This window comes from Novosphingobium sp. NFX11 (assembly GCF_057376415.1).
This window is the reverse complement of sequence record NZ_CP080385.1, coordinates 926,108-947,661: the sequence shown is the minus strand read 5'-3', so window position 1 is coordinate 947,661 and position 21,554 is coordinate 926,108. Positions and strand designations below refer to the sequence as shown.

The 21,554-nt window shown below is 64.1% G+C and carries 16 protein-coding genes and 1 pseudogene; 1 reads left to right on the top strand and 16 read right to left on the bottom strand.

Annotated elements, in window-relative coordinates; all coding sequences use genetic code 11:
* Nucleotides 1–12: 12 nt before the first annotated feature.
* Genes KZO24_RS22075 through KZO24_RS22065 form a run of 3 tightly spaced genes read right to left on the bottom strand, consistent with a single transcriptional unit; the run spans nt 13 to nt 2,779 of the window.
* The gene (locus KZO24_RS22075) at nt 13–246 is read right to left on the bottom strand and encodes a hypothetical protein (RefSeq protein WP_486487222.1); all 234 of its coding nucleotides are present in this window, start codon (nt 244–246) and stop codon (nt 13–15) included.
* Nucleotides 213–1,055 (bottom strand): alcohol dehydrogenase catalytic domain-containing protein, encoded by an 843-nt coding sequence (locus KZO24_RS22070; protein ID WP_486487750.1) that lies wholly within the window; start codon nt 1,053–1,055, stop codon nt 213–215. The genes KZO24_RS22075 and KZO24_RS22070 overlap by 34 nt, the downstream gene beginning before the upstream one ends.
* Before the next feature lie 5 nt (nt 1,056–1,060).
* Nucleotides 1,061–2,779 carry a thiamine pyrophosphate-binding protein gene (locus KZO24_RS22065; protein WP_486487221.1) on the bottom strand — a complete coding sequence of 573 codons (1,719 nt, stop codon included), beginning with the start codon at nt 2,777–2,779 and terminating at the stop codon, nt 1,061–1,063.
* Nucleotides 2,780–3,416: 637 nt separating this feature from the next.
* Here KZO24_RS22065 and KZO24_RS22060 point away from each other — a divergent pair.
* Nucleotides 3,417–3,734, top strand: a complete 318-nt coding sequence (locus KZO24_RS22060) for a LuxR C-terminal-related transcriptional regulator (RefSeq protein ID WP_486487716.1) — start codon at nt 3,417–3,419, stop codon at nt 3,732–3,734.
* 52 nt (nt 3,735–3,786) lie between these two features.
* On the opposite strand, the gene KZO24_RS22055 is transcribed toward KZO24_RS22060, so the two are convergent.
* From KZO24_RS22055 to KZO24_RS21995, 13 genes and pseudogenes are all read right to left on the bottom strand, one after another.
* Nucleotides 3,787–6,114: a TonB-dependent receptor gene (locus KZO24_RS22055; RefSeq protein WP_271182247.1), complete on the bottom strand. Its 2,328-nt coding sequence runs from the start codon at nt 6,112–6,114 to the stop codon at nt 3,787–3,789.
* 78 nt (nt 6,115–6,192) lie between these two features.
* The gene (budC, locus tag KZO24_RS22050) at nt 6,193–7,005 is read right to left on the bottom strand and encodes a meso-2,3-butanediol dehydrogenase (protein WP_271182246.1); all 813 of its coding nucleotides are present in this window, start codon (nt 7,003–7,005) and stop codon (nt 6,193–6,195) included.
* 398 nt (nt 7,006–7,403) lie between these two features.
* On the bottom strand, nt 7,404–7,808 hold the full coding sequence (locus KZO24_RS22045; protein WP_486487749.1) for a hypothetical protein: 405 nt from the start codon (nt 7,806–7,808) through the stop codon (nt 7,404–7,406).
* On the bottom strand, nt 7,756–9,510 hold the full coding sequence (locus tag KZO24_RS22040) for a TonB-dependent siderophore receptor (RefSeq protein WP_486487715.1): 1,755 nt from the start codon (nt 9,508–9,510) through the stop codon (nt 7,756–7,758). Before KZO24_RS22040 ends, KZO24_RS22045 begins: the two co-directional genes overlap by 53 nt.
* A gap of 753 nt (nt 9,511–10,263) precedes the next feature.
* On the bottom strand, nt 10,264–11,568 hold the full coding sequence (locus KZO24_RS22035; RefSeq protein ID WP_271182243.1) for an MFS transporter: 1,305 nt from the start codon (nt 11,566–11,568) through the stop codon (nt 10,264–10,266).
* A gap of 2 nt (nt 11,569–11,570) precedes the next feature.
* Nucleotides 11,571–13,257: pseudogene (locus KZO24_RS22030) on the bottom strand (thiamine pyrophosphate-binding protein).
* A 97-nt stretch (nt 13,258–13,354) separates the two neighbouring features.
* Nucleotides 13,355–15,598 carry a carboxylesterase family protein gene (locus tag KZO24_RS22025; RefSeq protein WP_486487714.1) on the bottom strand — a complete coding sequence of 748 codons (2,244 nt, stop codon included), beginning with the start codon at nt 15,596–15,598 and terminating at the stop codon, nt 13,355–13,357.
* 46 nt (nt 15,599–15,644) lie between these two features.
* Nucleotides 15,645–16,040: a hypothetical protein gene (locus KZO24_RS22020; protein WP_486487713.1), complete on the bottom strand. Its 396-nt coding sequence runs from the start codon at nt 16,038–16,040 to the stop codon at nt 15,645–15,647.
* The gene (locus tag KZO24_RS22015; RefSeq protein WP_486487712.1) at nt 16,040–16,495 is read right to left on the bottom strand and encodes a hypothetical protein; all 456 of its coding nucleotides are present in this window, start codon (nt 16,493–16,495) and stop codon (nt 16,040–16,042) included. Before KZO24_RS22015 ends, KZO24_RS22020 begins: the two co-directional genes overlap by 1 nt.
* Nucleotides 16,495–16,866, bottom strand: a complete 372-nt coding sequence (locus tag KZO24_RS22010) for an alpha/beta fold hydrolase (protein WP_486487711.1) — start codon at nt 16,864–16,866, stop codon at nt 16,495–16,497. Before KZO24_RS22010 ends, KZO24_RS22015 begins: the two co-directional genes overlap by 1 nt.
* Nucleotides 16,867–17,050: 184 nt before the next feature.
* Nucleotides 17,051–19,822, bottom strand: a complete 2,772-nt coding sequence (locus tag KZO24_RS22005) for a TonB-dependent receptor plug domain-containing protein (protein ID WP_271182239.1) — start codon at nt 19,820–19,822, stop codon at nt 17,051–17,053.
* A gap of 409 nt (nt 19,823–20,231) precedes the next feature.
* Nucleotides 20,232–20,420, bottom strand: a complete 189-nt coding sequence (locus tag KZO24_RS22000) for a hypothetical protein (RefSeq protein WP_271182238.1) — start codon at nt 20,418–20,420, stop codon at nt 20,232–20,234.
* Nucleotides 20,407–20,856, bottom strand: coding sequence for a transposase (locus tag KZO24_RS21995; RefSeq protein WP_271182237.1), 450 nt, complete (start codon nt 20,854–20,856; stop codon nt 20,407–20,409). Before KZO24_RS21995 ends, KZO24_RS22000 begins: the two co-directional genes overlap by 14 nt.
* Between the last annotated feature and the right edge of the window lie 698 nt (nt 20,857–21,554).

Sequence of the window (21,554 nt, the reverse complement as noted above, 5' to 3'; positions counted from 1 at the left end):
CCTTCTGTTCCTTCAGGTTGCCTTGACCATCATCTTGATCTGGTCGCCGCCACCGGCAAGTGATGCAAATGCCAGTCCGGCCTGCGCCAACGTCGTCTCGCCGGTGACCAGCGGTGCCAGGGCGTCGGGCCGGGCGCAGATCATCGCAAATGCCTGGGCGAACTCAGCGGGGGTGTAGGCAAAGACGAAACGCAGCTGGATCGACTTCTGGATCAGCAGCGAGGGTTCGATGGCATCGGGCTCCATGCACACGCCCGCAACCACGATCGTCGCGGCAACGGGCGCATGTTCTGCAAGCGCGGCAAGCATGCCGGGCTTGCCCACGCACTCGAACAACACCGCGCGCTTGCCCCCGACGCCGCCGCCATCGTATCGGACAGACCGATGTGCAAGTCGCTCTCCCGCCACCATGCCGCGCCCGCAGCGGGATTGGGAGCGATGACCTGATCGGCTCCCATACGCTCGGCCATGGCGCGGCGAGCGGGGTTGGGCTCCACCGCCAGCACCGGGCCAAGGCGCAGCGCCTTGAGCCGGGCGATGATGAACAGACCCACCGGCCCGCAGCCGTGGACGGCAAAGGCGCAAGTCCCGTCGGCGCCCGACTGGTTCACCGCATGGACCGCCACCGCCAGCGGCTCGGTCATCGCTGCTACATCCGTATCCACATTGTCCGGCACGGCCAGCAGCGCGTCGGCTTGCAACAGCATCCGTTCCGCGAAGGCGCCGTTGTAGCGGTTGGAATAGCCGATCAACGTCAGCCCGCCGTCATCGACCAGGAACGGCTGCGCCACTACCCGCGCGCCTGCCGGCAAGCCCGACGCTGATTCGAGCAGCTCTGCGCAGAACTCGTGCCCCATAACCACCGGCCGCGCAGGGTCCATGAAGCCGCGAAAGCCTGCCCGGTGAAGCAGTGCGCATAAGTGATCGGCATGATCGCGCGCATGCAGGTCGCTGCCGCAAACCCCGCAGGCAAGCGGAGCGACGAGGACTTGCCCCTTGGCCGGTTCGGGCTCGGGCACGTCCTCCAGCGTCATCGCCCCGCGATGGAGCACCATCGCCTTCACAGCTGGATGTTCTCGTAATACGGCACCATCACCTCGTCGTCACGCGCCTCGCCCAGCATCGCGGCGGTCATCGGCAGGACGACTTCGGCGGCAACCGTCACGTCGATGCACCCTGGCTTGCCCGAGGCGAAGGCGCGCGCGATGGCCGGGCCGATCTCCTCCAGCGTCGTCACCCGTTCGCCATAGCAGCCGAAGCCCTGCGCGATCTCATGGTAGCGGATATCGCCCAGCACCGAGATGCAGCTGTAGTTCTCGCCGTACAGGATCTGCTGGCCGTGAAGCGACTGGCCCCAGCACGAGTTGTTGAGGACCACGGTGACGATCGGCAGCTTCTGGCGCACCATCGTCTCGAATTCCTGAAGGTGGAAGCCGATCGCGCCGTCTCCCGATATCTGCACCACCGGCTTGCCGGGCCGCGCATAGGCCGCGCCGATGGCGAGCCCGAACCCAACGCCAAGCGCCCCCAGCTGGCCGAACGTCAGCACCCCGCCGGGGTGGGAAACCCGCGCGTGATAACCCGCCCACAACCCCGCCTCGCCGCCTTCGAGCACGTAAGTGGTGCCCTCGGGCGAACCTTCGACGGAGGCCTTCGCAGCGAAATAGGGATTGATCTGGCCCGAGTGCGTTTCGGGCGTGAACTCCTGTCCAACGGCGGCGGCGGCCTTGCACATGGTGCCCTGCCAGCTTTCGAAGCGGGAGGGGCCATCGGTCCAGGCCGCAGTCACGGCATCAAGCACGGCGCCGACCGATGCCGTGGTGGCGACGGCAGGCTGGTGGATGCGGCCGAACTCGGCGGCATCGGCATGGACCTGCACGATCGGCGCGTCCTCGGGGAAGAAAACGCGGGTCCGTCCGCCCAGGAACAACCCGAAGCGCGAGCCCATCATCAGGATCAGGTCCGCCGGTTCGCCCTGTGCGGTGGCCACGGCGATGGCGCTGGGATCATGGGCATAGCCGGGATGCGCGGGGTCCAGGAGGCCAAGCGCGCGGCTGCTGAACACGGCGGGAATACCCAGCGCATCGACGAAGCGGCGCACCTGCTCTCCGCTTGCCTGATAGCGCGCCAGGCTGCCGAAGATCGCGACCGGACGCTTCGCCTTGCGCAGCAGCGCGACGATCTCGTCCACTTGCGCAGGCAGCGGCGCGGTGCCGACCGGCTCGACCGGACGTGGTACCGGGGATGGCATGCGGCCGGGTCGCGCCATCACGTCGATCGGCAGTTCCACGAAGACAGGGCCGGGACGACCATTGCGGGCAATGGTGATCGCATTGGCCAGAAGATCGGGGATGCGATCGGGATCGGTGATACGAATCGCGTGCTTGACCACCGGGGTCGCCATCGCGATCTGGTCGACGCCGCCCTGCAGCACGTTGAGCGCCTCTTCGCGCAGCGGCGGCGCGCCTGCCATGAACAGCACCGGCGTCCCGTCCAGCCGCGCGTTGGCCATACAGGTCAGCGCGTTGGTGAAGCCCGGCCCGGCAGTTATCATGCACGCGCCAAGCTCCCCGGTCACCCGCGCCCAGCCTTCGGCCGCGTGGCCCGAGCAGGCCTCGTGGCGCGCATCGACCAGCTCGATGTCCTCGTCGAGAAAGCCCTTGAAGGCCGCGTCCAGGTGCCCGCCATGCAGCGCGAAGACCGTGGAGACGCCCGCCTCCTTCAGCGTTCGGGCCACCAGCGCTCCGCCGTCGACTTTGCTTGCCCGCACGTTCGCCATCCTCGAATCCTCATTTCATCGTTGTGTGGGAGGAGACTAGGCGGTGCGGCGCGCGGAGGGGATTGACGGAAACCCGTTATTTCATAACCCTGCCGTTCTCCCTATATGGAAGACACTGCCCAAGCTGCGCCGCCCAGGCCGCGCCGCAATGTGCAGACGGCATGCAGGTATCCGAACAACCGGAACCGAACTGGGAGAGCGACGTGGAGATGGAAGCCAGGCTTTCAGGCGATATTTGCGAATTCACGCAGCACGTGGTGAAGGCATGCGCGCTGGACAGCGCATCAATATTCCTGTGCGACCGGATGGGAGACAAGCCGCAGCTGTCCTACCTCTACCACACCGGCATCTCGGAAGAGGTGAAGCACATCTATCACAGCAATGCAGTGTTCCACGACGATCCCTTCACCGACCCGCGCCTTCAGGAACGCCCGGACCGGGTGGACGACGATGGCGTGCTGGCGGGATCGGACATGCGGGTCGGGAACATCGCGCAAGTATCCGGGCGGTACTGGCAGTTCATGTACCACTACGGCATCGACGTTGTCGGCGCCTCGACCCGGCGGCTGATGCCGGGGTCTATTCGACGATCGGCTTCCACCGCAAGCGTGCGACCAAGCATCGCGGTTCGGTGCCGATGGCGCAGCTGGATCAGCTTGCCCCGCGCCTTCAGGACATGGTGGCGAGCCACATGTTGCGCGACCTGCTGGACCGCGCCAACGGCCTCAGCACCTTCCGCAGCAGCTATTTCCGCCGCACCGACGCGGCGAGCGCCACCCCGCTCTCCAAACGCGAGCAGGAAGTGACCGACCTCGTGTGCGAGGGCAAGCTGAACAAGGAAATCGCCTTCATCACCGGGCTTTCGGAGTATACCGTGGAGAACCACCTGCGGCGCATCTACGCCAAGCTGTCGATCCACAACCGTTCGTCGCTGGTGGCACTGATGCGGCGGTAGAGGATCCCGATCCTGCAATCAAAAGGGCGGCTCGCCGGCCGCCCTTTCCGTATCAGAAGTTGACCGTCGCCGTCCCGCCGAACCAACGCGGCATTTGGTAGACCACCTCGCCGCCATTGCCGACCGTCGAGATGTCGAACAGGTTGATCGCCCTGCGCGTATTGAACACGTTATTCACGTAAAGGCTCAGCGACCAGCCGCCATCGCCGGATGTGTAACCCGCCTGCGCATCGGCGACGAACAGCCCCGGGATTTTGGTCGAGGGGTTGTTCAGGCTGTCGCGGAACATCCAGGTCCGCGCCCGCGCCGCGCCCTGCACGAACAGCTTGCCGTCAAACTGGTCCCACTCGTACCGCGCGCGGATGTTCCCGGTCAGGCGCGGGGCGAGCGGCAGGCGGTTGTCGGAAAGCACCGCCACGGCGCCGGTCGGGTTGTAGATCCCATCCACCTTCGTATGCACATAGCCGCCCGAGGCCGAAATGCTGAGGCCGCCCATCGGATTTACGGTCAGTTCGATCTCGCCGCCCCAGACTTTGGCGTCGTTGTTGGTGATGACGTTGGTGATGCCGATCAGGCTGGTGTTCTGCATATTCCGGTAGTCATAGTAGAACACCGCGCCGTTGACGCGCAGTTGGCGGCCCATCAGGTCCGCCTTCCAGCCCAGTTCGAAGGCGTTGTTCGTCTCTTCCTTAAACGGGCGCAGCTCTGGCGCGGTGCCCGCCACGTTGCCGGTGATGAAGCCGCCGCTCTTCTGCCCGCGCTTGTAGCTGGCATAGAGCAGCACATCGTCCACCAGCTTGTAGTTCAACTGCACGTTGGCGTTGACTAAACCCTTGCGGAAGTGCGCCAGATCGCCGTTGGCGGCCACCGAAAGCTCGGTGAAGCTGGCATCGGGTGATGCGAAGATTTGGCGCCGAAGCGCTTCATACGCCTCGATCGACATCGGCAGCGGCGTGTCCAGCGGCAGGCTGTTGGTCACCGCGTTGATGCTGTTTAGCACCTTGTCGTCATGCGTATAACGCACGCCCGCGATCACCGTCAGCTGACTGGTAAGGTCGTATTCCGCCTGCCCGAAAAGCGCCCAGCTTTTCAGCGTCTGCTGGTCACGGAAGGCCTGACCGTAAAGCGTGTCGCCGAAGGGAGTAACGCTTGCCCCGAAGAACAGCGGCGAGGCGGAGGTGGTTACGATGGAATGGCGCAGGTAGTTCGCCCCCACCGTCAGGCGTAGCGCGTCACGGTCCCAGTTGACGCGCCCTTCGGTCATCCAGTGGCGTGAACGCGCCTTGTTGGAAAAGTTGCAGATCGGCAGCGGCGTGTGGTCGCAGTCCTCGATGCTGTACTTTTTCGTCTGCAACCAGCCGCCCAGCGCGGTGAAGCTAAGCCCGTCGCCCTCATCGTAGTTCAGCGTGGCAAGATAGTGCTGCATCTTGCTTTGCAGTTCGTTGCCTCCGTCCGAATTGGTCACGTCGGTCGCGCCCGCGCCGATGTTCTGCTGGTTCTGCCCATAGGCGTCGGTCGCGATTGGATACGTACCCGGCAGTCCGGCGATCTGGCCGACCGGATAGGCCTTTTCATTGCCGCCCGCCACCGGCCCCATCCTGCCCAGTTCCGCCTTGAGCAACAGCGAGAGCCGATCATTGGGCTGGTACAGCGCCTGGAGACGCCCGGCGTAAAACTTGCCCGCCGCGCCCTTGCGCCAGTTCGAATTGGGATTGATGTTGCGCAAGTAGCCGTTGCTGGTGTCGGTGGAAAACGCGCCGCGCAGCGCCAGCGTGTTGCTGACTGGCAGGTTCAGATAGCCGTCGCTGCGGAAGGTGCCGTACTGCGCGATAGTGGCGGAAACCCGGCCCGAAGTGCCGTCGAAGTTGGGCCGGTTGGTGTAGTAGTTGATACTGCCCGCCGTGGCGTTGCGCCCCTGCACCGTGCCCTGTGGCCCACGCGCGACTTCGGTGCGGGCGATGTCGAAGCTCAGGAAGTCCGCCTGCCCGGCGCCGATCATGTAGAATTCGTCGACGTAGGCGGTTGCGGTCGCCTCGGTGGTGTCTTGGAAATCGGGCTGGCCGACGCCGCGGATGGTGATCTGGGTGTTGAAACCCGGCGAGGCATAGCTGCGGATGATTTCGATGTTGGGCGTGAAGTTCGCCACGTCGAGCGCGGTGTTGACGCCGAGCGACTTCAGTTCATCGCCCGAGATGGCGCTGATCGAGGCGCCGACGTCTTGCAACCGCTCGCTGCGGCGGTTGGCGGTAACGACGATATCGGCAATGCCGGCCTGCTCGGCTTCCGGCGCTGAAGCGGGCGTCGGAGAAGTCTGGGCATGCGCCAAGACCGGAACGACCAGCGCGAGCACGGCCGCAGAGCAACGATAGACTCGTTTCATAAATCCCCTCCTGAGTGTTTTTTGACTTGTTTAGCCTTGTGCCTCCGCCTTGCGGCGGAGGCGATGGACGGAAATCCGTCAGCGCTTCACGGCGCTTTCCGCCTCGACCAGATGGCTGTTTTCGCCAAGCAGCCTGGTGAAGTTGGGTTGCCCCGTGTGTGCGGTCATGCCTCCGTCGACGACGAGATTGTGGCCGTTGACATAGGACGCATCGGCCGAGGCGAGGAAGACAATTGCCGCAGCCACTTCGCCCGGATCGGCCGGGCGGCCCATCGCCAGCACCGGCTCGTAGGCGGCCATCATTTCGGCATTGCCGGTCAGTCCGGTGGCAAGCGGGGTCGCGGTGAGGCCGGGGCTGACGGCGTTGACGCGGATCGCGGGCGCATGGTCGATCGCCATCGCGCGCGTAAGATTGAGAACGGCGGCCTTGGCTGCATTATAGGCCGCGAACCCGTAATCCGCCGCCATGCCCGAGGCCGAGGCGACGTTGACGATCGATCCGCCGACTTTCTCCAGATGCGGGATCGCCAGGCGGCTGGCCCAGAACACCGATTCCACGTCCACCCGCTGCACTTGCCGCCAGTGGTCCATGTCGATCTCGGTCACGCGCCCGAACGAGCCCATCCCGGCGTTGTTTACCAGCACGTCGAGCCGCCTGAACCGCGTGAGCGTAACGGCGATCATGCGCTCGATCGCGGCCATGTCCTCCATGTCGACGACAAGGCCGAGGTGACGCTGCGGGCCGATCGCAGCAAGCACCCGCTCCATCGCCTCGGGCCGGATATCGGCGACCACCACCCGGGCACCTTCAGCCGCGAAACGGCGCACCGCCGCCTCGCCAATACCTGAGCCGCCACCCGTCACCACCACTGTCTTGTTCCGAAAACGCATCAAAAATCTCCCAGCGTCCTTAGTACTCATGGGAGATTGCGCGTTCGACGGCAGGTGGCGATTGACGGAATTCCGCTAAGACCTCCTCCGCATGCTGAGACAGCCCAAAGCAGCGCGAAGAGCAGAACATGACTTGTGTTGCGGATCAACGAGACGCTCACCGTTATAATCAGGCTCGAAGCGCTGTACGTAGCGGGCAACTTTAGCGTTTCGACACTTCCCGCACTCCTAAGCGAGAATGAAGCCCACCGGGAACTGGTCGGGGAATGGCAGTTGTCACCTGTCGATGGATCAAGACGGGTCGTTCCGCAGTCGGCCAAAATCAGAAATGGTCTGCGCCCCGCCTTAAAGGCGCGGCGCAGACCATTTCGTTACGTCGTAATTCCGTTGATACCCGATCAGAAGTGATAGCCGATCGTGGCTACCACCGTGCGACGATTGCCGTACCAGCACCAGCTATAGGCGGCATAGCAGCCCGTCAGGTACTTCTTGTCGAACAGGTTCTGTGCATTGACCGACAGCGTCATCCCGCCAAGGCGCGGGAAAAGCGTGCCAACGTCCAGCCGGGCCAGCGCATCGACCAGCGTATAGCTGGGGGTATTGAGCCCCACCACGCCGGTTGCGACCGGGCCGACATGACGCAGCGTGCCGCCGAGCGCGAAGCCCTGCAGCGCGCCATCCTTGGGCGCCCATTCGAGATCGCCGGTGATGCCGCCGCGACCGGCCATGACAACGCGAGCGCCGTCCTGATCACGCACCGACTGGCGGTTGAAGGCCACCTTGGCCTGGAAACCGTGCGGCAGCGGCGCCGTCGCCTCGACCTCGACGCCCCTTGAGCGCTGCGAACCATTGAGCTGGTAGCCGCCCAGATCTCGCGACATAGACCAGCACATTGCTCTGCTTGATGTCGAACCACGCCCCGGTCACCAGGATCTGGGTGCCGGGCACCTGATACTTGGCGCCGATCTCCAGCTGCTTGCCCACGGACGGGTCGGCATAGCCATTGATGTTGCCGTTCTCGTCGACCACCGTGTTGCCTTGGGGCTGGAAGGACGTCGAGTAGGAAACATAGGGTGCAAGGCCGAAGGGCAGCTTGTAGAGCCCGCCAATGCGATAGGTGAACTTGTTCTTCTCGATCGCATCGGAACCGATCGGGTGAACGCGGGTCCAGTCCTGGCGACCGCTCAAGGTCACGCGCAGGCCACCCAATGCCATTTCGTCCTGCACATAAAGGCCGCGCTGGCGGTTGTTATACGGATAGGAGCTGGGCACACCGCCGACCACTTCGTCCACCGTCTTCGGCACGGCGGTCAGGCCGTAGACCGGGTTGTAGATATCGATCGAATCCGCGGTGCCGAACGCGGCTTCCTCGCGCGAATGCAGCACCTGGCTGTCGAAGCCGAACATTACGTGATGCTCGACAGGGCCGGTCTGGACCGTGCCGTTCAGCTGGTTGTCGAACGTCCAGCTTTTCATCGACTCGTCGGCGACGTAGGAGCCACGGCTTAGCTGGGTCTGGGTGTCATCCAGGGTGCCCGACGAATAGACCAGCGCAAAGTTCGAGCTGAGGTACTGATAACGGCCCGACGAGCGGAAATTCCAGCCGCTGCCGAAATCATGCGTGAAGATAAAGGTTCCGGCGGCCTGGTTGCGCTTGATGCGGTTGTCCTTCTCGCCCGCATCGAAATGCGTCGACACCTGACCGTTGGGATTGTCGTACAGCGTGCCGACGGCCGGGAAGCCGCCATACGTGCCATTATAAGGGTCATGCGAGTAGTTGCCGAGCAGGGTCAGACTTGTCGGACCGCCAAGACCCAGCGTCACCGCACCCGAAACGGTCTGGCGTTCACGCTTGCCCCAGGTCTGCTGCGTATGCGCGCCATTGGCGCTGGCGTAGAGGCGATAGCCGATATTTTCGCCTACTTTGCCGCCCATATCGGCATCGAGACGATAGAGATCGTAATTGCCAAGGCTGGCGCTGACAGCGCCATACAGGTCCTTGTCGAGCGGCAGCTTGCTGGTCATGGCGACAAGGCCGCCCGGGCCGCTGGCGCCGTAAAGTGCTGATGCCGGCCCCTTCACCACTTCGACACGTTCCAGACGCGACATATCGACTTGCGCCTGCGCGTAGCCGGTCGGGCTGGAGAACACGCGCAGGCCGTCAAGGTACTGATAGGCGTCGAAACCGCGCAGCGTGAACAGGTCGTAGACTTCGGCGCTAGAGCCGCGCAGTTCGCCGGTGACGCCCGGCACGAAACGCAGTGCCTGGCTGAGGTTCTGCAACCCCAGACGCGCAATCTGTTCCGAGTTTACCACGCTGATCGACTGCGGAATCTCGGCGATCGGCATCGCGCTCTTGGTGCCGGCGGACGAGATGGTGCGTTCACGTTCACCGGTCACGACGATGACGCTGGTGTCCTTGCTGCCCTCATCGTCAGCGAACGCTGTCGTTGCCGAGGTCAGCATGGTGCCCAACAACAGCCCACGAGATACAAGTCGGATCATGCGGTAAGCGTCCCTTTATACAATTTGGCAGGGCCGCTATTGCGATCGATCCGCAATTGCAACGGATTTCGCGGATTCCTCTTAGATTTCTACTTTGTTGCAATGATCCGCCACGCCGGCCGTGTGTTCGCCCCAGGCCTGATCCGCGCGATGGCCTTTACCAACGCCATGATGGACCTTTGCTGGCTTTACATATTCCACCATTGCCCAATAGCAGGATCATGCACCGGCGCTCGTGGTGCTGGGATTGCGGGTGTTGCCGCGCTAGTTGATCGGGCAGACAGACCTATTGCCACCCGGCCTGATGCTGGCGGAATTCGTGACCGCCATCTTCGAGATGTTCTTATCCGTTTTCTATGACGGGCCCACGCACCTGATGTCGTGCCCTATCCATCTGTATTTGCGCGCCATCGCGCTGGTTGGCTATCCTTGCCGAGGGGGTCAATGCCTCAGCTCATTTGGTTACTGGCGCCCGCAGCGCTCCTTGTTCTGGTGACTGTGATAGTGATTGGGGTTGGAGCGTTGACGCACGCCTCGACCTCGCGCTTTCCGACCGTTCGGGAGCCGCGAATTCAACTGAAGCGCCAAGTAGCAATATGGTGACCCTCCAGTGCTAACCTCGCGTAGCCAAAGCATCAGCTATACTGATGCTGCTCCCTGCAACCTGCCGTTCCGTTTACGGCCGGGATCCATCCCGGAGCGTGGCTGACCGGCGCTGGGGGATATAGCCATTCCCAAATTTGTTCACGCCACCTAAGGAATTCGGCTACCGCGCTCTCCTGGCGCTGCAGCGGACACCACTTCCTCGATGTGGTGCTCGAAGCTGTCGGCCTTGCGCAGCGCCGGGAACCAGCGGGCCCATAGTACAACTACGGCAATGGTCCCGGCGCCGCCCAGCACCACTGCCAGAACCGGGCCTATGGCGGCGGCGAGGAAACCGCTCTCGGCTTCGCCCAGCTCGTTGGATGCGGAGACGAACAGCGAGGAGATCGCGCCGACCCGGCCGCGCATGGCATCGGGGGTGGCGATCTGCACCAGCGACTGGCGCACGTAGACAGAGATCATGTCCGCACCGCCCAGCACCGCCATGCACACCAGCGACAGCGGCAGCGAGCGTGACAGGCCAAAGACGATCGTGGCGATGCCGAAGATGACGACCGAGACAAGCATTTTGATGCCGACCCTGCCGTCCAGCGGTTTCCATGACAGCCATAGCCCCGAAGCCAACGCGCCGATCGCGGGCGCGGCACGCAAGTTGCCGAGGCCCGCCGGGCCGACGTGGAGGATGTCTCGCGCGTAGACCGGAAGCAGCGCGGTCGCCCCGCCCAGCAGCACAGCGACGAGGTCGAGGCTGATCGCGCCGAGCACCAGCTTGTGACGCAGCACGTACGTCAGCCCGTCGACCATCTGGCGCAGCGGATGGCGGTTACGGTCGAGTTCCTGCCGCTCGATCGCGCTGATCGCGAACAGCGCGCCCGAAGACAGCGCCAGCAGCGCCGCACTCAGCGCGAAGGCGAAGTAGGGCGCGATGGCATAGGCGTAGCCGCCCACCACCGGGCCGAGGATCGCACCGACCCGCCCGGCGACGGCGTTCGCAGCGACCGCGCGCGGGAGCAGCGGGCGCGGCACGGTGTTGGGTGCGAGGGCGTTGATCGGCGGACGGTAGACGGCACGGGTGATACCGGTCAGAGCCGCGATCAGGAAGTACGTGAGCAGGGATCCGCGCCCGTCATGGACCATCCAGGCCAGCACCACCGCGCCGGCCAGTTGCGCGATGCACGACCATCCGGCCATGTGGCGGCGGTCGTAGCGATCGGCCATCCAGCCCGTCAGCGGCGTCAGCACGAACATCGGCACGAACTGGACCAGACCGATGAGGCCGAGCTGGAGCGCGGCCTCGCGCACGTCCATCGTCCTGCGGGCGACATCGTAAACCAGCCAGCCCAGCGCAATTACCAGGCTGCTCTGGGATAGCATCGATGCCATCCGCGCTATCCAGAACAAGCGGAAGTCGCGATAGGCGAATGGTCCGCCGCGGAGTGGTACGCCGTCAGTCATGGTCATCCCATCCACTGGCTGACAGGCACGTTCGATTGTTCCAGCGGCTGCGAAATGACGTCGATCAGTGTGGGGCCATCGTGTGCGATCGCGGCGCGGACTACCGCATCGAGTTCGCCCGGGTCGCTCACTGTCCAAGCTTTGACGCCATAGGCCTCGGCGATACGGGTATGGTCAGTACGGTTGAAATCCACGGAGAAGTATCGCTCGCCGTAGCCGGTCTTCTGGCTGGCCTTGATCCAGCCGTAGGAAGAGTTGGAGAGGACGACCATCGTCAACGGCAGTTGCTTGCGCACCACTGTTTCCATCTCCCCCACGGCAAAGCCGAAGCTACCGTCCCCCATGACTGCCACTACCTTGGACGACGGAGCGGCGTAGCAGGCGCCGATCGCGGCAGGCAAGGCGAAGCCCAGCGCGCCCTGCGCGCGGTTGGTGATGATGCGGCTTCCTTCGTCCAGCGCGAAATGGCCGGAGAAGTAAGGGCAGGGTGTGCCGGGATCGGCAACGATTACGCTCTCGCGCGGAAGCGCCGCCTGAAGCGCAGCGACGACGCGCTCGGGGCGGATTGGCGCTTGTGTCGATGCGGCCAGGCGAGCGAAGGACTCGCGCTTGCGGATCTTGAGCAAGGCCAGCCGTTCGCTTGCACCGGTGCTGCGTTGCCGGCCCTTGAGGCGGCGGGCAATCGCGCTGCGCAATGCGTCGAGGCACAGACGCGCGTCGCCGAGCAGAATTGCGTCGGTCCGATAGTTGGTGCCAATCGCCATCGGATCGACGTCAATGTGCACGATGCGCACGTCCCTGCCAGGGACGGTGCGGTGTTCGGTCGTGGTCGATCCCGCGCGGCAGCCGACGAAGATCACCGTGTCCGCGTCGGCGATGGCCTCGCGGGTTTCCTGGGTGCCACCGTTGGTGCCGACGACCCCGACAGCGAGGGGATGGCGATCGGCCAGGGCGCCGTGCCCACTGACGGACATGGCGACGGGTGCCTCGAGCAGTTCGGCCAGCGCGCGCAGGGATGCTTCTGCCCCGGATATCGCGACACCGCCGCCCACGATGAATGCCGGCGCTCGGGCCGCGAGGATAACCTCGGCCGCTTGCTCCACCGCGTCGGGGTCGGGGCCACAGCGCAGGGCGGGGAAACGGGCGTTTTCGCTTTGGGCCCAGAGCAGATCCGCGTCGATCTCGTGCTTCTGGAGGTCGTAGGGCAATCCGATGTGCGCCGCGCCGGTGCGGCCCGTAGTCATCGCACGAAAAGCGGTACGCAGCAGATGCGGAATCTGATCGGCCCGGTCGACCACCGCATTCCACTTGGTCAGCGGAGCGTACAGCGCCTTCTGGTCGAGTTCGGTAAGGGCGAAATGGCCGCGGCCGGATACCGGTATGTCCGAGGTGATCGCGAGGAGGGCGATACCGCTTTCGTTCGCTTCCACTACCCCTGGCAGGATGTAGGTTGCCCCCTCCGCTTGGACCTTCGCAGACACCCGGGCGACCGGTGAGGCGGGCATAGGCATCGGCCATGTAGCCGGCGCTGCGCTCGTCGCGGGTCAGGACATGGTCGATGCCGTGGTCGAGCCGGGCGAGTGCGTCATAGAACGGAAGGCTGGTGTCACCGCACAGTCCGAAAATATGGCGGACTCCATAAAGTTGAAGCATTCGTACTGTTGCTTCGGCGCCGTTCAGCATTGGCATCTTCCGCTATCTCCTCGGTCCCGGACGCCCTTCCCTATGCCTGCTTGCTGACAACGATGTATCGAAGGCGATAGCGCAGAGATAGGTTCGCCGCGCTTCACCAGGCTGGCTGTGTGGCGTAGAAACGCTTCCAGAAATCGACTTTTTCCGAGCTCGCTGCCGGGATTGGGCCGAAGTTGTCGCCCAGTTCCATCACCTGCGGCACTTGGGCGGAGTAGGCCGGCCATTCGGGCAGGCCGGGCCCGTTCGGATTGCCGGTCTTGATAATGTTGGCCCAGTAGGACGACATCGTTTCCGCGATCGCGCGGTCCTGCGCCGTCCACGGTTGCGGCAGGGCGTCGAGGCTGTTGAAAGCGTAAGGAATCTCCGAGCCGTGAAACGCACCTCGGGTATCGTGGCTGGGTCCCGGGATGGCGTGGGTCCAGAAGTAGGTGTGCAGCGGCTGCGGGTTCGCCCTGGTCCACAGCGTGCCCCACAACCACGTCGATACGCGGGAATTGTCGCGGACCGAGGCGTTGTTCTGCAGGGCCGCTTCGTCGTCAGTGCGGGCCGGGTAGAGCTTGAGGAACTCGCTGGCCAGCTTGCCGAACTTGCGCCGGGCGGAGGCTTCGAACTGAGCAACGGTGACGCTGGTCTGCGGCATGCCCGCGCGGGGCGGGGTCTTGCTGGCGCGCAGCGCCGCGAAGGCGGTTTCGGGGACGGCGCCGGTCTCGTCCTTGTTGTTGCCCGCGACGTAGGCGATCCGGTTCTGGGTGCCCGACTGGTAGGTGTCCCAGTACGATTTAGGGATCACCCAGCCGTCCACCACCGGACGGAACAGCGGCGGTTTACCGTCGCTGCCGGTCTCGACCCCGGCGTCGATCGTGGCGCTGCCCTCGATCACCTGCTGCCACGGCATCGCGCGCAGCTCGGCCAGGGTTTTCGCGCCATGATCGGCGGCGTACTTCGCGCCCTGCTTCTCGGCCGATGCGAGCGGGCGCCACGAGACCGAAAGGTAGCGCAGTTCGGTATCACGCGGATAGCGCGCGTGGCTTTCGGCGATCCCGGCGCGGAACAGCCCCCTGGCGAGCGGGGACATCGACAGGAAACCGACCGAGCCGGCCCCGGCGGACTGCCCGCCGATTGTCACTTGCGCCGGGTCCCCGCCGAAGGCCTCGATGTTGCGCTGGACCCACTGGAGCGCCGCGATATCGTCGAGCAATCCGTAATTGCCCGAGGCACCGTGGCGGGACTCCTTGCTCAGTTCTGGCGTTGCAAGGAACCCGAGCGCCCCGACGCGGTAATTGAAGGTCACGACGACCACGCCCTTCTTCGCCAGGCCCTCGCCGTCGAACTCCGGGCTGGCGCCGGTGCCGCCGATGAACCCGCCGCCATAGATCCACACGTAGACCGGCCGCTTCTCGCCGCTGCCCGGTTTGGCGCCCGACCACACGTTGAGCGTAAGGCAGTCCTCGCTTTGCGCCATGCCGCGCGCCATCTCGCCGCCGGGCTGCGGGCACGCGTGGCCGAAGGTCTCGGTCTTGCGCGTGCCGGTCCAGGGCAGGGCCGGGGCAGGTGCGCGCCAGCGCAAATCGCCCACCGGCGGCGCGGCATAGGGGATGCCCTTGTAGACCGCGACCGACGTATCGCGGCCGGGACCGCCGGTGATCTGCCCGGTCTCGACCCTGACCGGCACGGATGCGGCGAGTTCGCCTGCGCCCAGCGCCGACGCGGGCTTCGCGGCGAAGCCCACCAGTTCGCCCGAGGCGAGGACATGGCCCGCCATCGCCGCCCTGAGCGCCGCAAAGCTGGCCCCGGCGCGGGCATCCAGAGCGGAGTCCAGCGCGAACACCTGCGCGTGATAGGGGTGACGGCTGGCGTCGTGGGTATGCGGCCCGGCATAGGCGGCGGCAGGGCCGTGGACGTTCGGGCCATAGGCGGCGCCTGCGGGCAGCGTGGTCATCCCTTGCGTTAGTGAGGTGGTCCCTGCCGGGATGTCGTAGGCGACGAAATGGATGCTGGTGCGGGCCTCCAGCGCGCCGTCCTTGCCGAGCATGCCCTGGATCACGACGACGTAGGAGCGCGTCCCCTTCGGACCACGGGTCCACGCAAGGCCGGGGAATTGGTTGTCGCCGTACTGCGTGCTCGCCAGCGGAATGTCGGCGCCGGCGGCGAAGGCCGGGCTCGTCACCGACAGCGCGGCCTTGCCTCGCGCGGGAACTGCGGTGATCAGCAATTGCGCGTCATGGCCGATGGTCGTCGGCATCGCCTGAGCCGCCGTCTGCGAATGGCCGGCACCGGCGAATGCCAGGGCGGCAAGGCCCGAGGCGACGAGAGCCGAGTGGCCCAGCTTGCTGCGCATCTTCATTCCTTTTTGTATTGTTACGACGCCTCTCGGGCCGGCAGCCTCAATGGGGACGATCGGTAAAGCGTCCCGGCTTGCTCAGCCAGCCGTCGATATGGTCGTAGGTTGTCGTCAGCGTATCGCCGAACTGCCCAGGCGTGTGTTCGCAGGCCTTGCAGGTGTCGTAGAGATGCGTCGCGCCTTCGACGAAGGCGATCGACTTGTCCCGGCTTTTCGCGAGTTCGTAGATCGTTTCGCTGGCGAGGTATTCCCAGTGCCCGGTCATACCCATCACCAGCAGCGGGGCGGTGATGCCCTGCACGTTGCCGGGAGGGCTGGCATACGTCGAGGTCCACTCCACGCCGTGCACTGAACTCGCGTCGTAGGCGAAGTTTGGGCCAGTGCGGATCGCGTAGGAACTGAGGTAATTGCGCACCGTCGTCTTGAGCGCGCCCTTCATCAGCGAGGGGTCTGGCTATGCTGGTTCTCCGGCACGCGTACGGTGGGAATGATCCCGTTAGTCATGCTCCCATCGGCGTGGAGCAGCGGCCAGGGCTTGCGCGTGTGCGCCATTAGCGTGACGTCCTGCGAGAACAACTTGTTGTTGCTGCCGAGCAGGATCGCGCCGGGCACCACGAAGGGCGCATCGTCCGAGTAGGGGCCTTTGCCTGCCTCGATCGCGGCCAGCTGCGCTTCGGCGCTGGCGATCAGGGCGTTGCTGCGGGCGCCTTCGGCCTTGAGGAAGGCGCGGGTAAAGGCGGCCGGGTAATGCGAGCCACTTGCCCTGAAGCCGTTGGCGGGATTGTACATGTCCAGCGCCGGGTCAAGCGCGGTGCCGCTGTCCTCGGTCTTCACGGCTGGGTCGATGCTGAACAGCGTCATCGCGCCAAGGCCCCAGTTGGAATCAATCAGCATCACGCCATCGGCGGGGGCAGATCCGCCAGGCTGCCGGGGCACTTCCAGATTTTTTCGGCCGAGCGGCAGGCGCCGAGGCCACCCTCCGCGATGAACTGGTAGGCGCTCATCACCGTACCGCCGCCGCTGTGGCCCAGCAGCACGACGTGCCGCACGCCCGGCTGCCGCCGCAGCCATGAGACCGCCGCCTTGGCCTCGACCAGCACCTGGTCGAGCATGCCGTCGTTGGCGGCGCCGGACTTGCTGGTGCTGTTGTTGGCGCACAGGACCCGGTAGCCGCGCTGCGCCAGTTCGGTGCAAGCGGAAAAGCTCAGGTAGTCCGCCGAGGAATGCATCGCGAACACGGCGGTCGCGGCCTTGGGCCCGGGCACTGTCGGTTCGTATAGCACCCCCGGCACCCGCGCGCGAGCGGCACGAAAGTGGTCTTGACCGCCGGAGCGGCCTGAACTGGCGATTTAGCCGCCGTCTGCTGGCTGCCCAGCAGGAGGAGCGCCGCGCCCACGGTTGCCTTTATCGCTGCGGTTATCGGGAGCGCCTTGCTGTTCATCTCCCGCCTCAGCCCTTGACACGGAAGCCCACGAGGAAGGCGCGGCCGGTCGGATCGTCGGAGAACGAATAAGACTGCCCGGCCGAGCTCTGGCCCGAATAGTAGCCGCTGAGCGGGGGCTTGGCGTTGAACAGGTTGCTCACGCTGACGTAGAACGCGCCGTCCTGGAGCTTCCATGCCGAACCGGTATCGAAGGTGAGCGTCAGGTTGGTGGTCGCATAGCTGCTGACGTATTCGTCCGCGAACACCTGCGCCTCGACACCGCTGCGGCGGAACTTGTTGCGGAACTTCTCGAACAGGTCGAGCTTGATCGAATCCGTCAGCTGGTAGCCCAGGAACGCGGAAACCTGCACACTCGGGCTGGGCATCAGACCGTTCTGGCCCCAGCCCGCGCCGCCCTGGTCGATCGTCGCGATGCCCGGCTGCTCGTAGTAGATGTGCGGCTGGTAGTTCATCAGCACGCGCAGGCTGAGCGCCTTGTCGAACAGGCGGCCGGCGTAGGAGGCTTCGACGTCGATGCCCCAGGTCTTTACCTTGGCGATGTTTTCCGGCCGGATGTAGAATGCGGTCACGTCGCCGTCGGCGTTGCGTTCGATCAGGTTGCAGTACAGGCCGGTGTTGATGCAGGCCTGCTGTGTGGCGGCGTTGAAGCCCTGTACCGTGGTGATCGCGTCAGAAACGACGGTGTGGTAATAGTCCACGGTGAAGGTCGTGCTGGGCAGGAAGCTTGGCTTGTAGACGGCCCCTGCCGTGTAGGTACGGCCGACTTCCGCGGTCAGATCCGGGTTGCCGTTGTTGATCGACGGCACATAGACAGACTTGTTGCCTGCGACGTCGGTGTAGGTGCCCACGACGACGGTGGTCGGCTGGAACAGGTCGTAGAGCGTGGGCGCCCGGATGTCGCGCGACATGGTACCGCGCAGCTTGAGGTCGTTGTTGACCTCCCACACACCGCCAATCTTCCACGTCCAGTAGTCACCACTGGTGCTGTAGTCAGTATAGCGCGCCGCCGCGTTCAGTTTGAGCGAGCGGAAGAGGGGAACGTCCTTGAGCAGCGGCACCTCGACTTCGAGTGCGGCTTCCTTGACGCTCTGCGAGACGGTGTCGCTGTTGGGGAAGGTGGTGGGATAGAGTGCCGTCGCCGAAGTGGTCGCGGTGGTGACGCTGCAGTTGTAGGTGAGGTTGGTGCAGTCCGCATAGTCGGTGGCGGTCGCGGTGCTCGATGCGTCGAACGAGACCCGGCGCCATTCGGCCGAGACCGCGAGGTTGACCGGGCCGGCCCAGGTGTCGAACGGGGTGCCGCTGATCGCGGCATCGGCGGCGTCCATGTTGGTGTGCGTCAGGAAGCCGACGCTGCCCAGCACATAGTCCTGCGCGGCCTGGCTCGACGCGGTGGGGCCAAAGAGGTTCAGCGGGACGCAGTTGGCATAGGCCGAGTTGACCAGCGAGGCCGCGCACACGACATTGCCGGTCGCCGGATCGACCACGGCGTCCAGCGCGGCGGCAAGGCGCTGCTGGTTGGGGATGTTGCTGATAACTGTCTTCAGGCGCGAGGACCCGTGCGTGTACGTCGCGTCCCAGTTCCAGTCGCCCAGCTTGCCGTCTATCCCCGCATTCACGTAGATCTGGCGGGTCTTCGACATCGCCTCGATGCGCGGGGCGCCCGACCAGATTTCGTTCATCTTGAAGGTGGTCTGCCCGGCGGCGTCGAGCTGGTCCTGGATGTCCTGCGACAGGAAAGCGTTGTCGGCGCTGATGGTCAGGCCGTTGAGGACGTTCCAGCCGGTGTACGACTTATTCTTCTTGAGGTTGGCGGCGCCTTGCACATAGACGTGGACGTCGTCGGTCAGGTCATAGTCGAAGCGGGCGAACAGCTGCGTCGCGCGCGAGGGAGAGATCATCGAGGCGTCCTGGTAGGCGCCGTCGCCGCCGATCTGGCAGCACGAGGTGTTGGTCGAGGTGCCGGCGTCGAAGGCGCTGAGGACGCCGTTGGCGTTGAACGTCTTGTTGGCCAGCACGCCCGAGGCGATCTTGCCGCCGAAGCTGTAGGCAGCCAGTCGCACGTCCTGGTCCAGCACATAAGGATTGGTCGCCGAGCCCGTGCCCTGCAGCGCGGCCAGGTTGTCCCAGCTGCGCGAACCGACGCGGTGGAGGATGCCATCGGCCTCTCGGTGCTGCACGCTGGCCTCGAAGTGTCCGCGATCGCCGACGTCGAAGCCCGCTGCGCCGCCCATGTTGCGGGTCGCTGCATCTCCGTACTGCGAGAGGCCGGCCTCGGCATGGGCGCGGAAGCCGTTGAACTTCTTGTTCAGCACGTAGTTGACCACGCCCGAGACAGCGTCGGAGCCGTAGACTGCCGAAACGCCGCCGGTGACGACATCGACGCTCTGGATCAGTTCCTGCGGGATCAGATCGACGTCGACGGTCGAGTTGTAGAGCGTGGGCGGAATACGGTGCCCGTCGAACAGTACGAGGGTCCGGTATGTGCCCAGGTTGCGCAAGTTTAGGACGTTGGCGGCACCGTTGCCGCCCTGCACGCCGGTGGCGTTGGAACCAGGGTTGCTGAACGAATTACGCGAGCCCGAGAACACCGGAAGATTATTCAACGCATCCGAGATCGTGCCCGAAGGGGAGGCCGCCAGCAGCGCTTCGGTCGATACGGTTGTGAGCGGTGTCGGGCTGGCCGAGCCGTCCCTGATGACACGCGAACCCGTGACGATGATGTCTTGAGGCGTTGCGGCAACATCGTCTTCTGCGGCTGGTGCTTTCTCCGCTGGCACGTCCAGCCCCGTTGAACTTTGATCCTGTGCTAGCACGGGGCGTGTCAGTCCGAGAGTGCTCACGCCTAACATGAGGGTGCATACTAGAGCTCTGGAACTCATTGTCTTCCTTCCCAGGTGTCTCTCACGGCGTCAGGCGCAAGGCGCCCGGCTATTGCCCGTGAGTGTTCCCGGTGCTGATGGCACACGCCTTTCGAGGAAGGGGTATCAGTTCTGGACGGTTTCAAATAAGTTTGTCTCTTGGACGCGCTATATCTTGCAGATACGGCGGCGGGCGCTTGGTAAGGTTATCGTGCGAGACACGATGACTTACCTCATTGCAATGGGGACGTCAGGATTGGTGGCACCGATGCGCAGCGCACTGCGATCGAACACCTGCTAGACGATGTGCGACTTACTAACCATTCCTCTACCCGTCTGTGAACGACAGGGTCTGAAGAGTCGGTTTCCGGTTTCTCTTTGACGGGATGCAGGCGGTGATGCCGCGCTCCGCGAGCGCCTTGCGAAACCAGTCGGCATCGTAGCCTCGATTGCCGAGCAGTGCATCGGCTTTGGGCAAGGCGTCGAGCATCAGGGCAGCGCCTTCATAGTCGCTCATCTATCCTTCGCTCAGCAGCATGACCAGCGGTCTTCCCTGACCGTCGCAGACGGCATGGAGCTCCGAGTTCAGACTGCCTTTGGTGCCTCCGATACGTCGGGAACAGCCCCTTTTTGAGCACGCTGGCTGCCGCACGATGCGCCTTGAGATGGGTCGCGTCGATCACCAACTGGTCGGGCTTGCCGGCTTTGGCCGAAAGAGCCGCGAAGATCTTGTTGAATACGCTAAGCCTGCTCCACCGGATGAAGCGGTTATAGATCGTCTTGGGAGGTCCATAATCAGCGGGCACATCGCGCCATCCCGGGCTATTCCTGATCACGAAGATAATACCACTGATGATCCGACGATCATCGACCCGTGGCACGCTGTGCGACAGCGGGAAATACGGCTCGATCCGGCGCTTCTGCGCCTCCGACAGCCAGAGCAGATCACTCATGGCGACGTCTCTCACGCAACCATTGAACCAACCTATCCCATCCTCGCAACCAATTTAATAGGCCCTGAGCCTAGAGTGTTTCACCAGTATCACCCCGGATTCATGCCGCTTGCCGCACATAGTCTTCAGGACTTCGGTACCCGCTCAGATCCGCTCCGATACTGAGCTCTGTTCAAACATAGCCATCATTCTGCCTAATCGTTCCCGCGCAGAGGTATCTATGGATCGGTATCAAGCCTTAATTCTAAATCGAATACCGGAAAAGGCGGTCCTGTATGGACCATCTTCGCCCTTATGGTCATGCACAGATGCAGCACCGGCTCGATGCTAATCCGGACGCTATGCGCATCCGGTGCCAGACTGTCGGGCATCTCTTTGGCATCCTCAAGTCGCGAATGGCCCTCCACGTCCTCGCCTACAACCTCACTCGCGCTCTCAACGTCATGAGACCCGCAATTTGCTGAGACCAATCGCCAGCTAAGACAACGTCGCGTAAACTCGGCCTGGGACGACATCCATCGACCACGACAGCGAAGACGTTTCCGCACAGCCTGGGTCGGTTTCGGACAATCCTGACCTTCGCGAGCAACTTAGAGTGAGGAATGAACAGACTAAGATCGGTACCTGATAAGGCATCGCGTCAGTGATGAGTTTGCTGATTCAAGTTAGGCAAGGGCTGGTGGGCAACCCAAACGTAT

Bases quoted from the DNA above. Each gene is read 5' to 3' on its own strand.
- KZO24_RS22075 (WP_486487222.1), bottom strand. From the start codon at position 246: ATGGAGCCCGATGCCATCGAACCCTCGCTGCTGATCCAGAAGTCGATC.
- KZO24_RS22070 (WP_486487750.1), bottom strand. From the start codon at position 1,055: ATGGTGCTCCATCGCGGGGCGATGACGCTGGAGGACGTGCCCGAGCCC.
- KZO24_RS22065 (WP_486487221.1), bottom strand. From the start codon at position 2,779: ATGGCGAACGTGCGGGCAAGCAAAGTCGACGGCGGAGCGCTGGTGGCC.
- KZO24_RS22060 (WP_486487716.1), top strand. From the start codon at position 3,417: ATGGCGCAGCTGGATCAGCTTGCCCCGCGCCTTCAGGACATGGTGGCG.
- KZO24_RS22055 (WP_271182247.1), bottom strand. From the start codon at position 6,114: ATGAAACGAGTCTATCGTTGCTCTGCGGCCGTGCTCGCGCTGGTCGTT.
- budC (WP_271182246.1), bottom strand. From the start codon at position 7,005: ATGCGTTTTCGGAACAAGACAGTGGTGGTGACGGGTGGCGGCTCAGGT.
- KZO24_RS22040 (WP_486487715.1), bottom strand. From the start codon at position 9,510: ATGATCCGACTTGTATCTCGTGGGCTGTTGTTGGGCACCATGCTGACC.
- KZO24_RS22035 (WP_271182243.1), bottom strand. From the start codon at position 11,568: ATGACTGACGGCGTACCACTCCGCGGCGGACCATTCGCCTATCGCGAC.
- KZO24_RS22025 (WP_486487714.1), bottom strand. From the start codon at position 15,598: ATGCGCAGCAAGCTGGGCCACTCGGCTCTCGTCGCCTCGGGCCTTGCC.
- KZO24_RS22020 (WP_486487713.1), bottom strand. From the start codon at position 16,040: ATGAAGGGCGCGCTCAAGACGACGGTGCGCAATTACCTCAGTTCCTAC.
- KZO24_RS22015 (WP_486487712.1), bottom strand. From the start codon at position 16,495: ATGCTGATTGATTCCAACTGGGGCCTTGGCGCGATGACGCTGTTCAGC.
- KZO24_RS22000 (WP_271182238.1), bottom strand. From the start codon at position 20,420: ATGAGCGACTATGAAGGCGCTGCCCTGATGCTCGACGCCTTGCCCAAA.
- KZO24_RS21995 (WP_271182237.1), bottom strand. From the start codon at position 20,856: ATGAGTGATCTGCTCTGGCTGTCGGAGGCGCAGAAGCGCCGGATCGAG.